Origin of the sequence: Pseudoalteromonas sp. NGC95, from assembly GCF_015864705.1 — a bacterium.
In the GTDB taxonomy this organism is placed as follows: domain Bacteria; phylum Pseudomonadota; class Gammaproteobacteria; order Enterobacterales; family Alteromonadaceae; genus Pseudoalteromonas; species Pseudoalteromonas arctica.
Genome location: NZ_JADYWR010000002.1, coordinates 26,202 through 39,746 on the forward strand (window position 1 = coordinate 26,202; position 13,545 = coordinate 39,746).

The window sequence follows — 13,545 nt, forward strand, 5'->3', positions numbered from 1 at the left end:
ATTTCATAGCGTTAATATTGGCACCGAAATTGTAACTACAAAGATAACCTAGCCGATGGAATTTCCATATTGTGGCTGCACTATTCACCGTAATGTAAGGATTAAGTTATGAACCGCTTCAAGTTAACTATCGCTTTAGTATCATTTTGTTGTTTATTTTTATTAGCTTGCGCTACAAAGGTAAGTGCAGCAACCAACATGGCCGTAGTAAGCAGTGTAGCCACTCAACCTAACTTACAACAAGCTATCACCAACACCCTACGAACTAATCCTAACCTAGCGTTAAGTGATATTCGTGTGCAGGTAAAAAATGGTGAAGTAGATTTATACGGTGAAGCACAAACTGGTTTTCAGCGCGCACTAGCTCAAAAGTTTTTAGAAAATATGGATGGGGTTAAAATCATTCGTAATAAAATTAGCGTTATTTAATACGCACCACATAAACTTATTTGTATAACTAATTCATAAGCGCGGCTTGTTACTCCAACACAAGCTGCGCTTTTTTATGTTTATTTTTTGTAGTTATTTCAATTTATCTAGTTGTTGAATAACATCACTTAATTTAAAACTACTTTTTTGTGAATTAAAACTTTCAACAAAAACTTTTTCAAAACTACTTACCGTAGAATCTTCATTTAGCTCAAAAGGAAAGCCCTTAAGTTCCTTTGTTTTTGGGTTAAACTTATAAACAAAATTGTCACCACTTAAACCCGCTGAAAAAACGTAATGATGATTATCAACCCATCCTGCCGCGCCATGAAATAGAGCAATATTTATTTTATCGTTTTGAGTATGTACGCCGACTTTAACTACATTATTTTTATTGAATGCGGCTTTTGTTATCTCTTTACTGGGGATAAACCAAAACCCTTTTGTATTACCCACAAACACAGCTAAATATTCATTATCAGGTGACCAAGTGATAACGTTACTTTCATAACTTTTTCTAGGGCATAAAACATCATCTGAGCTGCAAAACTCTCGTAACTTCTCTTTTTCAATATATGCCGCTTTATTTGGTAAGATTAATGTAGAGGTAAGGTTTTTGTTTTTATCGAGAAAAAGTATTTCAGCGATATTGTTATCTATATTTAATTTATAACTCACATCATATTTAGCATTATATTCGTTACCTACTGAAATAAAGCTAATAACTAGGCTTGAAAATAAAATTATTTTTGTAAACCATTTAATCTTTAACTTCATTTGTTTGTAACCCTAATATCTAAAAAAATACACCTTGTATAACCAATAATTGCATAATAAATAGATAAAAGGGAAACTTACCTTATAAAAAATACGTTACAAAATCTGCTGGAGAAAATAATTAATGAATAAAGAAAAGTGACTTGAACTAATTAAAAAGCGCATTTTTACTCTGTAAAAATGCGCTGTTGGTAAGTAACTATTTCCCAATGCTTTTGCCTAATGAGCTTTAACTAAATTACTCACTTTGGCTAGAGTCAGCACCGTCGCTACTGTCTTTATTTGATGACTGCTGGCTTATTTTATCGCTAATCATGGCATCGAGTTTTTCGCCCCCTTTAATACCAAAATCTAAAGTGCGAATTGGGAATGGAATGCTAATGTCCGCCTCGTCTAGTGCTTGCTTAACGGCAACTATACCTTTATGGCGTACCGTCATAAAGTCAGGCTCGCCTGGGTATTTAATCCAAAACCACACCAGTAAGTTGATGCTGCTGTCACCAAAGCCTTCAGCGTATACGGCGGTTTCGTCTTTGCGTATTACAAAGTCAAATTCGTTAATTTTTTCGACTATAACGTCTTTTGCCTTTTCTATGTCGTCACCGTACGAAATACCTACGGGTACTTCTATACGTCTAATACCTAGCGTGGTGTAATTTTTTAATACATTTCTAAATAAGACTTTATTTGGCACAAGTATTAGTTGCCCGTAAAAGCTCTCTATTAGCGTGTTACGTAGGTTTATAGAATGTATTGAACCAAACACATCATCGGTTTCTATTACGTCACCTGTTTTAAATGGCTTACGTACACCCATTGCTATACCAGCAATTAAGTTTTCGGTCATGTCTTGAAACGCAAAACCAATTGCTAAACCCACAATACCTGCACCAGCAAGTAGCGAAGTAACAGTACCTTTTAGCCCAACAAAATCAAGCGCTATAAATAAACCTATGCACAACACAATAACTTTAAAAATTGACGCCATTAAGTCGGCAATTTGTGTTGAGTCGAGTGAGCGGCGTAATACGTTTTTCATCAGCTTGCCAGCAAAGCGCGCCAATATTGAAAACACAATTGCGATCAGTATCGCAACTATAAAATTAGGGATATGGCTTATTACAACATCAAACCACCCTCCGAGCTTTTCTTCTATTAGTTTTTCGGCTTCGTCAATTGACGGAATGCTGATCATTTTATTTGCACCTATTTAATTAGTGTTCTCATTAATATTAGATGAGATTGCAAATATAACGCCAACATCAAAAAAGCCATGCAATGCATGGCTTTTAAATTTTTTATTTAAGCTTATAAACCTAATTTTGTTCGTCGCGCATAAATACCGGCTCAAGCTCTTTAACTGTTGCCTCTGGGCTAAAGTAATAACCTGCTACCGTAAACTCTTTAAGTTGGCTTAACTGCGTTACTTTATTTTCGATAATGTAGCGCGCCATCATGCCGCGTGCTTTTTTAGCATAAAAGCTGATTACTTTATATTGACCGTTTTTACAATCTTTAAAGTGAGGGGTAATAATTTGTGCATTTAATGCTTTTTTATCTACCGCTTTAAAATATTCATTTGAAGCAAGGTTAACTAAATATTGTGCGTCTTGCGCTTTTAATACGTCGTTTAATTTATTCGCTATTACGCTGCCCCAAAACTCGTATAAGTTTTTGCCACGCGAGTTTTCAAGCTTGGTGCCCATTTCAAGACGGTAAGCTTGCATTAAATCAAGTGGTTTTAATAAGCCGTATAAACCTGAAAGTATACGTAAATGGTTTTGTGCGTAATCAAGCTCGCTAGCTTTAAGCGTACTTGCATCTAAACCGCCATATACATCACCATTAAAGGCAAGTGCGGCTTGTTTAGCATTACTTTGTGTAAACGGCTGCGCCCACTCACTAAAGCGTGCTGCGTTAAGCCCAGATAGCTTGTCGCTAATTTTCATTAAACTGCCAATTTGCGCTGGTGTTAGTTCACGGCATACTTTCATGAGCTCTTCGCTGTGCTCTAGTAATTCAGGCTGAGTGAACTTGTCTGTTGCGGGTGGCGTTTCGTAATCAAGATTTTTTGCAGGTGAAATAACAGTGATCATAGTTAGCTATTGACTTGTAATTTATTTAGTGTCAATTTCAACATTAAATGAAACGAAAAGCACGTTTTGTTTAAATAAATCCTCTCTTAATAACCCATGCATTACCGTTTTTTTATTGATCAGGACATAAGACCTATCAAGCATTGTCACACTGTTGCAGTATGGATTAGATATATTAAGAGTGATTAGATTTTTCTTTTAACTTGCTTGGAATGAGGAAAGCAAATGACTTCAGCTCTACAAAGGCTAAAACAACATTCATCTATCGTAGCCGACACTGGTGATATTGAAGCTATTAAAAAGCATCAACCAGAAGATGCAACTACAAACCCGTCGCTTTTATTAAAAGCGAGCGAGATTGAAGCATATAAGCCTTACCTAGATAAAGCTTGGAGCTACGCAAAAGAAACCGAGCAAGAGCCAGCTAAACAACTTGAACTAGCATGTGATTACTTTGCCGTATTACTAGGTAAAGAAATTAGCGCTATTGTACCTGGTTATATTTCTACTGAAGTAGATGCACGCCTTTCGTTTAATACGCAAGCTACGATTGATAAAGCACATACCCTACTTAGCCTTTACGAAAAAGAAGGTGTAAGCAAAGACAAAATTTTAATTAAAGTAGCGTCTACATGGGAAGGTATTAAAGCCGCTGAGCAGCTAGAAAAAGAAGGGACTAAATGTAACCTTACTTTATTATTTAGCGATGCCCAAGCCCGCGCATGTGCCGATGCAAACGTATTTCTAATTTCGCCATTTGTTGGCCGTATTTTAGATTGGCACGTTGCTAACGGTATGGAAAAACCAACCGATCCGCTACAAGATCCAGGTGTTCAGTCTGTACGCAGCATTTTTGAATTTTACAAACGCCATGACTACAAAACAGTTGTGATGGGTGCAAGTTTCCGTAATACAGGCGAAATTATTGCACTTACAGGTTGTGACAAGCTAACTATTAGCCCTAATCTTTTAGAAGATTTAGGTAACCTTGAAGGCGCACAAGAATATTTGCTTGAAAGCGATGTTCCACAAGAGCCAAAACCAGAGCCATTAACAGAAGCACAGTTCCGTTGGTTACATAACCAAGATGCTATGGCTACTGAAAAACTAGCTGAAGGTATTCGCTCTTTTGCTGATGCACAAGAACAACTAGAGGCGCGCTTTAAAGCAATGTAATTTGCTATAATCGTGTTTTAAAAACGTCGCAATAGCGGCGTTTTTTTATGCCTAAAATACGCTACCTCTCTATATAATCTTCGTATAAACCTTCATCAATTAATCACACTTATGTAACATAACTGTCACTTTTTTATTCTATTTTAACTAGGCCTGTGGTATAGGTATTCTTGAGGTCAATAAAATCAATAGGAGAAGTTCATGGATAGCCTAAACGATATATTAGAGATATTAGAAGGACCAGATACAACAAGGAAAACCTCTCAGAAAAATAAAAAAAGAAAATGGCGTGAAATAGAAGCAATAAAAGACAAACAGCGCCTACGTAAAGAACTACAAGAACTAGACTACTTTACAGACAGTATTGCAATTGAAGAGCTCGATTTTTAATTCAATACGCCCCAACTAAACAAAAAGGCTTCCGATATATGGAAGCCTTTTTTAATGCGCTGAAAATAGCTGCATGAGATAAATTTATTATTCAGAGCTCAGGTTATTTACACCTGCCAGTTAATCGGTTTTTCATCTTGGGCTTGTAATAGCTCATTCGTTTTTGAAAAATGCTGACAGCCAAAAAAGCCTCTATGCGCCGAAAGCGGCGATGGGTGCGGCCCTTTTAAAACATGATGGCGAGCGCTATCTATGCCTTTACCTTTTTTTTGTGCATGTGCACCCCATAAAATAAATACCACACCTTCGCAGTGTTTATTAATATGCGCTATTACATTATCGGTAAATTGCTCCCATCCTAAATGCTTATGAGAATGCGCTTGCCCTTGCTCAACGGTCAATACTGTATTGAGTAAAAACACGCCCTGATCTGCCCAGCTTTGCAGGTACCCGTGTTCAGGAACAGCAAAACCGCTGATATCGGTAGCTAACTCTTTGTACATATTTTTAAGCGACGGCGGCAGCTTTTTTACATCAGGCAATACCGAAAAACACAAGCCATGCGCTTGCCCTTCTCCGTGGTATGGGTCTTGTCCTAAAATTACAACGCGGATGTCATTTAGTGCTGTGGCATCAAAAGCACTAAATACTTGAGGTTCAGGCGGATAAACAGCAACACCTTCATTGCGGCGATTAGCCACATACTCTAACGTTTCCTGCATGTAAGATTGCTGTAATTCACTTTCTAAAAATGTAGCCCAATCGCTCATTGTGTACTCTTAATCTGTTTACGTGATGCGTCTATTTTATCACACATATCCGCGAGTCCATCTAGCATGCGCGGAGTAAAACGATGTAATAAATCGGCATTTACGCTAATAAATTGATCATTTTTAACAGCGGGCACTTCTGGCCACTTTTGCCAATTAACAACCGGCTGTGGCGTTTTTGATTTTTCATCAGGGATAATAATAACTTGTGGCTTAGTAACAATGACATTTTCGATACTAATTTGCGGATAATCTGTAACGCTCTGTGCAAATACATTACTTACATGGCATGTTTCAATCAGTTGGCTTATCCATGTATTTTTACTTACTGTCATCATGGGCTCAGCCCATAACTGATAAAACCCGGTAATATTTTTTTTATCTTGCTGGCTTTTAACAATACCATTTAGCTTATGTTTAAATGCGCTTGCCGCTTGCTGGCTTTGCTTAATGTTCCCTGTAAATTCACCAAAAGTAAGTAACTCGTCGGCTACACCAGCGATTGTGGTGGGGTTACTTAAATATACTTTTATGCCAAGGCGCTCTATTTGGGCTAAATCTTCGCTTTGATTTCCGCTTTTCCATGCAATAACTAAGTCGGGTTTAAGCGCCAATACTTTTTCAAGCGAGATACCGTAATAACCGCCTATGCGCTCAATACTTTGGGCCTCAGCAGGGTAGTCGGCGTAATCAACTGTGCCCACAATATTATCGCCCGCCCCTATGGCAAATAGGTTTTCGACTATATGTGGTGCAAGCGCGATTATTCGCAGTTTTTTAGAATCATTAACCTGCTCTGCAAGTGTACTGCCCGATACACTAAAAAGCAGTAGCCCAATAAAAAACGCTTTAAACATTAGTAATCAAACCCTTCGAGCGCTTTTATGCCTGAATCGAATGCGTGTTTTACATTACGCACTTCGCTTACAGTGTCGGCAAGGTCTGTTAAAGTACGATGCGCTGCACGCCCTGTAATAATAACTGACTGCATTGGTGGGCGGTTATTAAGCGCTGTTACCACTTCATCTAAATCAACGTAGCCGTAGGTCACCATATACGTAAGCTCATCGAGTAATACTAAATCAATACTGCTATCTGCAAGCATGCGTTTTGACTCTTGCCATGTTGCTTGGGCGGCTGCAGTATCGGCTTCTTTATTTTGCGTATCCCAGGTAAAACCAGTGTTCATTACAACAAACTCAACACCTGCACCTTGTAATAAATTACGCTCGCCACACTCCCACGTACCTTTAATATATTGGCAAACAGCTGCTTTTTTACCATGCCCTACGCAGCGTGCTACAACGCCAAAGCCTGAGGTTGATTTACCTTTACCGTTACCGGTAATTACCTGAAAAATACCTTTTACATCTTGTGCGGCGGCAACACGTGCATCCACTTGTTCTTTTACTTTTTGTTGGCGCTGCTTATGCTTATCATTGTTTTGTTCAGTCATTGTTGTGCCCTTCATAAATCGAGATAATTTGCTGTATATTTAAATGCGTTTCGCACATAGTTGCTAATCGTTCTAACTGCTGCTCGCGATGAGTGGCAATACTAATTGGGTTAATTGAGGCGCTTGGTTTTACCCATTTTAAAATTTGCGATGTAGCATCGGCTTCATCAAACAAGCCATGTAAATAAGTGCCCGCAATGGCGTTATCATCGCTAATAAAGCCATCAAACGTAAAGCCATGTGGGTGGTTTTTATCAAAGGTTAAAAATGGTTTATTAAGCGCTGCACCTTGGCTAATCCCTGCATGTATTTCGTAACCACTACAGGGTGTTGATTGGTTATTTAAAAGCAGTGTAGCGGTTATTTTAGTTAATACTTTTTGTGCTGTTAGCGTGGTTTCAAAGTCGCATAGAGCAAGCCCATTCACTTGTTTTAATGACGATTCAATACCATCGGGATCGTTGATTGTATTGCCCAGCATTTGCATGCCGCCACAAATGCCAAGTACTTTGCCACCATAGCGTAAGTGGCGCTTAATTTGAGTGTCCCAGCCTTCATTTTTCAAAAAGTTTAAATCACCCAGCACATTTTTACTGCCTGGGAGAATTATCAGATCAACGTCTGGGATCGTTTGGGTATGGCGCACATAATTTATATTAATGTTTGGGTGCAAACGCAGTGCATCAAAATCGGTGTGGTTACTAATGTGGGGAACAAGTAGCACTGCAATATTAATTGTGGCGTTGGTTACATTATTATCAATTGCGACGGCGTCTTCGGCATCAAGCGCAAGATCGTGCAAATAAGGTAATACGCCAAGTACGGGTTTGTTTGTGTATTCTTCAAGCCAATCAAGCCCGCCTTGCAGCAAACCTATATCGCCTCTAAAGCGGTTTATAACAAAGCCTTTTACGCGCGCCTGTTCTGACTCGCTTAACAACGCAAGCGTACCTACCAAATGTGCAAACACACCGCCTTTATCTATATCGGCAATAATAATGACAGGGCAATCTACCTCTTCGGCGTAACCCATATTGGCAATATCGTTTTCACGCAGGTTTATTTCAGCAGGACTCCCCGCTCCTTCAACAAGGAGTAAATCAAAACGTTTAGCTAAGCGGTTATGTGAGGTAATGACTGCATCCATCGCCACTTTTTTATAGTCGTGATATTTGCCCGCTTCCATATTGCTAATGGCTTTTCCGTGAATAATCACTTGTGCGCCCGTATCGCTATTAGGTTTAAGTAAAATGGGATTAAAGTCTATTTCGGGCTCTACTTTAGCCGCTATTGCTTGCAAAGCTTGCGCACGACCAATTTCGCCGCCATCTTTTGTTACTGCGCTATTAAGTGCCATATTTTGTGGTTTAAAAGGCGCAACCTTTACCCCTCGCTTAGCAAATACCCTGCAAAGGGCTGCAACTAAAGTGCTTTTACCTGCGTCGGAAGTAGTGCCTTGCACCATTAAGGTTTTCATGGAATTACACCCTTCGCTTTCTAAAAAACAATAAACTTAAAAAGAACACACTACCAATAGCAGCGGTTATAACACCTACAGGTAACTCTTGGTTTTTTAACAAGGAGCGCGAAAGTACATCAACCCACACCATAAATGTACCGCCCACTAAGCTGGTTACTAGCAATCCCGCGATGGTGCCTTGGGAGATAAAAAAGCGCACAATGTGCGGTACCATTAATCCTACAAACCCAATACCACCACACATAGCCACCAGCACAGCGGTAATTAATGAGCTCAAAACCAGCATAAGTATTCTAAAGCGCTGGACCCTAACACCTAATGTAATTGCGCTTTCATCGCCAAGTAACATGGCATTGAGTTGCCTTCTAAAGCTCAGCATTACAAACGTACACAATGTAATTACCAATAAAGGTAACCAAAGCGTAGCCCACTGCGCACGAGCAAAGCTGCCCAGTGTCCAAAATAAAATAGCAGCTACCGCCTGAGGATCGCTCCAATAAAGCAACAAACTGGTAAATGCACTAAATAAAAACGACAGAGCAACACCAGCTAATAACATTGATTCTACCTGTGCACTTTGCTGCCTACCTGCAATAAGTATTAATAAACTCATAGCGAGTAAGCTGCCCAGCAGTGCTGCTGCCGATAACATAAAGCCTGCGCTAATGCCTGCTAATGCCATAAGTAACACCACACCAAATGAGGCACCCGACGATATACCAAATAAGTAAGGATCGGCTAAAGGGTTGCGCGTTACCGTTTGTAAAATAAGCCCCGCAATTGCTAAGCCAGAGCCTGCTAAAAAGGCGAGTAATGTGCGTGGCATTCTTAGCTCGTAAATAATACGCGTATTAAAAGACGCATCATTTGAGAGCAAAAAACTATTAAGTACGTCTTGAAGTGAGGTCTCTGCTGCGCCAAAACTAAGTGCTGCAAATAAGCTAAATAAAGCAGCTGCAGCACTTATAAAAAGCGCAAATGAGTGGCGATTATTAACTGCGCTCATATTATTTGTAACCATAAAAGTAAGTGATATGAGGGATGCTATTTCCCGACTTCGATATTTGCGGGTGGTTATTTACTTGGGCGCAAACACCAAAAACGTCGCCTAGCATGTTTTCGGTTAATACCTCACTTGGCGTGCCTGTATGTGTAATTTCACCGTTTTTAATAACCACTAGTTCATCGCACATTGCAGAGGCTAAGTTTAAATCATGAAACGATGCAAACACCGTTACGCCCAACGATTTAGCAAGCTCCATAACCTGTATTTGGTATCTAACATCTAAATGGCTAGTTGGCTCGTCCATTATTAACAGTTGAGGTTGCTGGACTATGGCGCGGGCTATCAAGGCACGTTGCTTTTCACCGCCTGAGAGCGACTCAAAGCTTTGCTCACTATGATCTACCAACCCGACTGTATTGATTGCTTGAATGATTTTTTGTTTATCAATGTTAGTTATTGAGCTGAATAGCGAGTTATGAGGCGTTAGCCCAAGCGCAATAACATCAAATACGCTTAAGTTAAATTGCGACGGGGTTTCTTGTAAAACAACCGCTACTTTTTTTGCGTACTCATCGCTTTTTAGCTGCCAAATGTCGGTGTTGTTAAACTCTACAACGCCATCACTTGGTTTATTAAAACGATATAAACAACGCAATAAGCTCGATTTACCTGCGCCATTAGGTCCAATTAAACCAACAAATTTACCTGTGGTTATTTTAAGGTTTATTTTTCTGAGAATCGTTTTATTGCCAATACCCCATGATACGTTTTTAACGTTTAGTAATGGTTTATTTAATGGCGTTTGAGTGTGCAATAGTCAGTCCTAGGCTAGGGTCTGTTGATCTTTCAAGGTTAAATTTGCAACAGTCTGTTTGGTATTTAGGCAAGGCAGAGCCTATGTAGTGTGGTTATTCCCCATAAATGGGCGATAACGTAGCATTAATGCCAAACAGGCGCTGCCCAAAGGGTTCTTCCTAGGGGCTATTTACTCTTTGTTGCTCGGTTTTTACTTAGCCCACTAGGTTACAAACCTCGCGCCGCGATTAAATAGCCCCTAGTTTGAACAAATTTTAATCCGCAAAGATCAGCAGACCCTAGGTTAAACTCACTAAAAATGCGATAAAAATACTAATGCACTACAAGAAAAAATGAGTAAACCCGCTCGTTAAAAGAATTCATACCAATTGCATTAAATTAGTGATTTATTATAGCGACAAATAAATAGCTTAATAACAAGGCGGAAATTATGACATATAGTTGTTCTATATGAATAATTTTTAACGAAGTTAGTAAGTTATTTAATTCGCTAGAAAGATCATGTTTTTAATAAAATTGGTATTATACCATTTGTATCTGACTTAAAGCTTTGCGCTAATTACAGTTGCGGGAACAGTCGAGGACTCGCACCTCATTCCAAATGAAGCTCTATTATGGGCGGCTAAGTAAATAATTTAAAGCAAAAAAAACCGCACTCAAAAGAGCGCGGTTAAAAAGGGAGTGTTTTAACTAATCGTTAAAACTTGTATTCCATACCTAAGCCTACGTAGTCTTGGTCAACGTTGTTGTCCATATCGAAGCTTGAGTAAAAACCAAATACTTTAATATTTTTATTTAATTTGTGATCAAGACCAACTGAAATTGCTGACTTATCGTCGCTGTCGTCAAAGTCCATATCTTGGTATTGCACTTTAAATGTGTTGTTACCCATGCTGTAAGCAGCATTTAGCAAGTAACCATCCGCTTCTGCGCTGCCATCTACTGCTTCTTGTGTTTGGTACATTGCGCCCAATTTAAAGTTTTCGATTTTACCTTGGATTGATGCACGTACTACATCGTAGCCATTTACTTCACTATCGGCTGCAATCGAGGCATATACAGCGCTCTTTTTAAGTGCCACGTCGCCGTAAGTAACCGCCATTGAGTAACCGTTATCAGCGTCTACATCATCTTCAGCTACAAAAGTAGCTAGTACTTTAAAACCTTCGTATGAGTTTGATGAATAACTAACTGTATTTCCTAAGCGGTTTTCACCTTTAAATACATTTTTAATGTCGCCTTCAAGGTCGTTAAATAAATCTAACTTACCTTGAGATTGCTTAAGCGCAGTATCGTTACGACCAATTACAACCTGACCAAACGCACCTTTTAAACCAACATATTGGTTACGCGCAGAAATATTGTCGTCGTTATCGCCTTTTGAATCAGCATCAGACACATCAACTTGAAACTCAAACTTATATACCGCTTCTAAACTATCATTTATTTTTTCAGAACCTTTAACACCAAGACGAGATGCATTACTTTTTATCTCGGTAAAAGACCCTTCGCCATCATCAGATGATTGCACTGTTACATTCGCTTTACCGTAAATGTCTACGTCGGCAAGTGCATTAAAAGATAAACCACTTAATAGTGCTAAGCATAAGCTCGATTTTACAAATTTCATGTTATTTCCTTGGATAATCACAAAAGACTAATTTTCAAAACTGCTGCATTTTGTCATTCCTAAATGACAGTAATATTACAACGGAAATATTAATGTCTTTTTTTGTTAATAAAAATGCATTAAATGTGAAATCAAAATAACATGAAAGCCTAGTAAGCGGTCGTACTTACTTATCTTGCTTTAATGACAAGCTTGGCGTCATTTGCGAAAGTAAATTAACTAAGGTTTCTATTAGCTCTTTTTGCTCGTTGTCTCTGTGATACGCTATAAATACGTCTCTTGAGGTGTTTTCTACCCCTTTAACATGAAACAACTCACCTTTTTCTAAATGCCCTTCAACCAATACTTGAGGTATAAATGCACTACCACCACATTGCAGTATTAAATCAAGTGCAATACGTCCCGTGCTGGTTCTAAAGTAAGGTGGCGTTTTTCCTGTAAACTGACGCGCATGCCAAAGAGAAAAAGTAGTTCCCCAATCCACATACACATATTGATTATCAAAAAAGTTTTCGTTCGTTGCGGTGTCGTATCCGCTTACTGGAATGATTGGCAACTCACAAATTCGCTCTACCACTAATTCATCTACTTTTGGTGGATCAAATAATATTGCCAAATCGAGAGTACGCTCTAATAAAAGTCGAGTGCTCTCTTGTTGTGCTTTAACTTCTGCAACCAACGACACGCCCGGCATCGCCGATACAATATTTGTTATACCAAACTGTAAAAAAGCATCCCAAATATTAGGCGTTCCTGCTAAGCTAATTTGCTTATGCATATTGTCGGCAAGTGCAACATCTACTTTGGCGCGCTGCATGCCCGTAATAATCATTTGTGCGTGCGGTAATAAGCGCTCGCCAGGTGCTGTAAGTTGAATATTATTACGCTGGCGAATAAACAAATTAACACCAAGCCCTTGCTCTAATTGGCGAATTCTAAAGCTCACTGCAGACTGCGTAATATAAAGGTTTTCGGCCGCTTTACCAAAGTGACGCGTACGCACTACTTCAACAAATGTTTTTAATAAATCGATATCCAATTTTTTATCCTCACGATAAAAATAATTTGTTTAATAAATTGCCAAACTTGCATCATACTCCAGCTAATTAATAGGGTATGAGGATAAAGCTATGAGCAATAACATTTCATTACTACGCCAAGCATTTGTTAGCCAACGTCAATTTTATGATGATCAGAATTTTCCACGTGGTTTTAGCCGCAGCGGAAACTTCACCTTATTAGAAGCCAGTATATTAGAACAACATGGTGTTGTTTTAAGAGGCTTATACAGTAAAACAATTGAGCCGCAAAACGAACATCAAGAACAGTTTGTAGCAGTAGTAACTGGCTCACAAGAACCTACTAACCCAATCGAACGTGCTTGGGTAAAATACTTAAAGCTAACGACCTGCAAAACTAAGTTTCATACTTTATTTGGCCGCTCAAAAATGTCAGGGCCAGCACCGATTAGCCAAGAGTATTATTCAGAAGCGGATAATCTGTAAGTACTTAAGTTATT

General features: G+C 38.9%; 15 protein-coding genes and 1 riboswitch. Of the genes, 4 read left to right on the plus strand and 11 right to left on the minus strand.

Annotation, left to right across the window (positions count from 1 at the left end):
* Window positions 1–108: 108 nt before the first annotated feature.
* Window positions 109–429, plus strand: a complete 321-nt coding sequence (locus I6E70_RS02470) for a BON domain-containing protein (RefSeq protein WP_010553266.1) — start codon at window positions 109–111, stop codon at window positions 427–429.
* 93 nt (window positions 430–522) lie between these two features.
* On the opposite strand, the gene I6E70_RS02475 is transcribed toward I6E70_RS02470, so the two are convergent.
* From I6E70_RS02475 to yaaA, 3 genes are all read right to left on the minus strand, one after another.
* Window positions 523–1,206: a hypothetical protein gene (locus I6E70_RS02475; RefSeq protein WP_197187968.1), complete on the minus strand. Its 684-nt coding sequence runs from the start codon at window positions 1,204–1,206 to the stop codon at window positions 523–525.
* Between the two features lie 238 nt (window positions 1,207–1,444).
* Window positions 1,445–2,401, minus strand: coding sequence for a mechanosensitive ion channel family protein (locus I6E70_RS02480; protein ID WP_197187969.1), 957 nt, complete (start codon window positions 2,399–2,401; stop codon window positions 1,445–1,447).
* A 121-nt stretch (window positions 2,402–2,522) separates the two neighbouring features.
* Complete coding sequence (yaaA, locus tag I6E70_RS02485; RefSeq protein WP_007583748.1) at window positions 2,523–3,302, minus strand: peroxide stress protein YaaA; 780 nt, start codon at window positions 3,300–3,302, stop codon at window positions 2,523–2,525.
* 225 nt (window positions 3,303–3,527) lie between these two features.
* On the opposite strand from yaaA, the gene tal reads away from it, so the two are divergent.
* Complete coding sequence (gene tal / locus I6E70_RS02490; RefSeq protein ID WP_007376481.1) at window positions 3,528–4,478, plus strand: transaldolase; 951 nt, start codon at window positions 3,528–3,530, stop codon at window positions 4,476–4,478.
* Window positions 4,479–4,679: 201 nt separating this feature from the next.
* On the plus strand, window positions 4,680–4,868 hold the full coding sequence (locus I6E70_RS02495) for a DUF3545 family protein (protein ID WP_007583746.1): 189 nt from the start codon (window positions 4,680–4,682) through the stop codon (window positions 4,866–4,868).
* A 107-nt stretch (window positions 4,869–4,975) separates the two neighbouring features.
* On the opposite strand, the gene ung is transcribed toward I6E70_RS02495, so the two are convergent.
* From ung to I6E70_RS02535, 8 genes are all read right to left on the minus strand, one after another.
* Window positions 4,976–5,638 carry a uracil-DNA glycosylase gene (gene ung, locus I6E70_RS02500; RefSeq protein ID WP_197187970.1) on the minus strand — a complete coding sequence of 221 codons (663 nt, stop codon included), beginning with the start codon at window positions 5,636–5,638 and terminating at the stop codon, window positions 4,976–4,978.
* Window positions 5,635–6,495, minus strand: a complete 861-nt coding sequence (locus tag I6E70_RS02505) for a cobalamin-binding protein (protein WP_197187971.1) — start codon at window positions 6,493–6,495, stop codon at window positions 5,635–5,637. Before I6E70_RS02505 ends, ung begins: the two co-directional genes overlap by 4 nt.
* Window positions 6,495–7,094, minus strand: a complete 600-nt coding sequence (gene cobO, locus I6E70_RS02510) for a cob(I)yrinic acid a,c-diamide adenosyltransferase (protein ID WP_007376484.1) — start codon at window positions 7,092–7,094, stop codon at window positions 6,495–6,497. Before cobO ends, I6E70_RS02505 begins: the two co-directional genes overlap by 1 nt.
* Window positions 7,087–8,571 carry a cobyric acid synthase gene (locus I6E70_RS02515; RefSeq protein WP_197187972.1) on the minus strand — a complete coding sequence of 495 codons (1,485 nt, stop codon included), beginning with the start codon at window positions 8,569–8,571 and terminating at the stop codon, window positions 7,087–7,089. The genes cobO and I6E70_RS02515 overlap by 8 nt, the downstream gene beginning before the upstream one ends.
* 4 nt (window positions 8,572–8,575) lie before the next feature.
* Window positions 8,576–9,580 (minus strand): FecCD family ABC transporter permease, encoded by a 1,005-nt coding sequence (locus I6E70_RS02520; RefSeq protein ID WP_197187973.1) that lies wholly within the window; start codon window positions 9,578–9,580, stop codon window positions 8,576–8,578.
* A gap of 1 nt (window position 9,581) precedes the next feature.
* The gene (locus tag I6E70_RS02525; RefSeq protein ID WP_197187974.1) at window positions 9,582–10,394 is read right to left on the minus strand and encodes an ABC transporter ATP-binding protein; all 813 of its coding nucleotides are present in this window, start codon (window positions 10,392–10,394) and stop codon (window positions 9,582–9,584) included.
* Between the two features lie 513 nt (window positions 10,395–10,907).
* Window positions 10,908–11,059, minus strand: a riboswitch (cobalamin riboswitch).
* A gap of 34 nt (window positions 11,060–11,093) precedes the next feature.
* The gene (locus I6E70_RS02530; protein WP_007583738.1) at window positions 11,094–12,026 is read right to left on the minus strand and encodes a porin; all 933 of its coding nucleotides are present in this window, start codon (window positions 12,024–12,026) and stop codon (window positions 11,094–11,096) included.
* 166 nt (window positions 12,027–12,192) lie between these two features.
* Complete coding sequence (locus tag I6E70_RS02535; protein WP_007583736.1) at window positions 12,193–13,065, minus strand: LysR family transcriptional regulator; 873 nt, start codon at window positions 13,063–13,065, stop codon at window positions 12,193–12,195.
* 91 nt (window positions 13,066–13,156) lie between these two features.
* On the opposite strand from I6E70_RS02535, the gene I6E70_RS02540 reads away from it, so the two are divergent.
* Entirely contained in the window at window positions 13,157–13,531 is a 375-nt protein-coding gene (locus I6E70_RS02540) for a DUF413 domain-containing protein (protein WP_007583734.1), read from the plus strand.
* Window positions 13,532–13,545 lie beyond the last annotated feature (14 nt).

What these genes read in the sequence shown, in the direction of transcription:
- I6E70_RS02540 (WP_007583734.1), top strand. Translation starts at nt 13,157, where the DNA reads ATGAGCAATAACATTTCATTACTACGCCAAGCATTTGTTAGCCAACGT.
- I6E70_RS02520 (WP_197187973.1), bottom strand. Translation starts at nt 9,580, where the DNA reads ATGAGCGCAGTTAATAATCGCCACTCATTTGCGCTTTTTATAAGTGCT.
- ung (WP_197187970.1), bottom strand. Translation starts at nt 5,638, where the DNA reads ATGAGCGATTGGGCTACATTTTTAGAAAGTGAATTACAGCAATCTTAC.
- I6E70_RS02495 (WP_007583746.1), top strand. Translation starts at nt 4,680, where the DNA reads ATGGATAGCCTAAACGATATATTAGAGATATTAGAAGGACCAGATACA.
- I6E70_RS02475 (WP_197187968.1), bottom strand. Translation starts at nt 1,206, where the DNA reads ATGAAGTTAAAGATTAAATGGTTTACAAAAATAATTTTATTTTCAAGC.
- I6E70_RS02515 (WP_197187972.1), bottom strand. Translation starts at nt 8,571, where the DNA reads ATGAAAACCTTAATGGTGCAAGGCACTACTTCCGACGCAGGTAAAAGC.
- I6E70_RS02530 (WP_007583738.1), bottom strand. Translation starts at nt 12,026, where the DNA reads ATGAAATTTGTAAAATCGAGCTTATGCTTAGCACTATTAAGTGGTTTA.
- tal (WP_007376481.1), top strand. Translation starts at nt 3,528, where the DNA reads ATGACTTCAGCTCTACAAAGGCTAAAACAACATTCATCTATCGTAGCC.
- I6E70_RS02480 (WP_197187969.1), bottom strand. Translation starts at nt 2,401, where the DNA reads ATGATCAGCATTCCGTCAATTGACGAAGCCGAAAAACTAATAGAAGAA.
- I6E70_RS02505 (WP_197187971.1), bottom strand. Translation starts at nt 6,495, where the DNA reads ATGTTTAAAGCGTTTTTTATTGGGCTACTGCTTTTTAGTGTATCGGGC.
- yaaA (WP_007583748.1), bottom strand. Translation starts at nt 3,302, where the DNA reads ATGATCACTGTTATTTCACCTGCAAAAAATCTTGATTACGAAACGCCA.
- cobO (WP_007376484.1), bottom strand. Translation starts at nt 7,094, where the DNA reads ATGACTGAACAAAACAATGATAAGCATAAGCAGCGCCAACAAAAAGTA.
- I6E70_RS02470 (WP_010553266.1), top strand. Translation starts at nt 109, where the DNA reads ATGAACCGCTTCAAGTTAACTATCGCTTTAGTATCATTTTGTTGTTTA.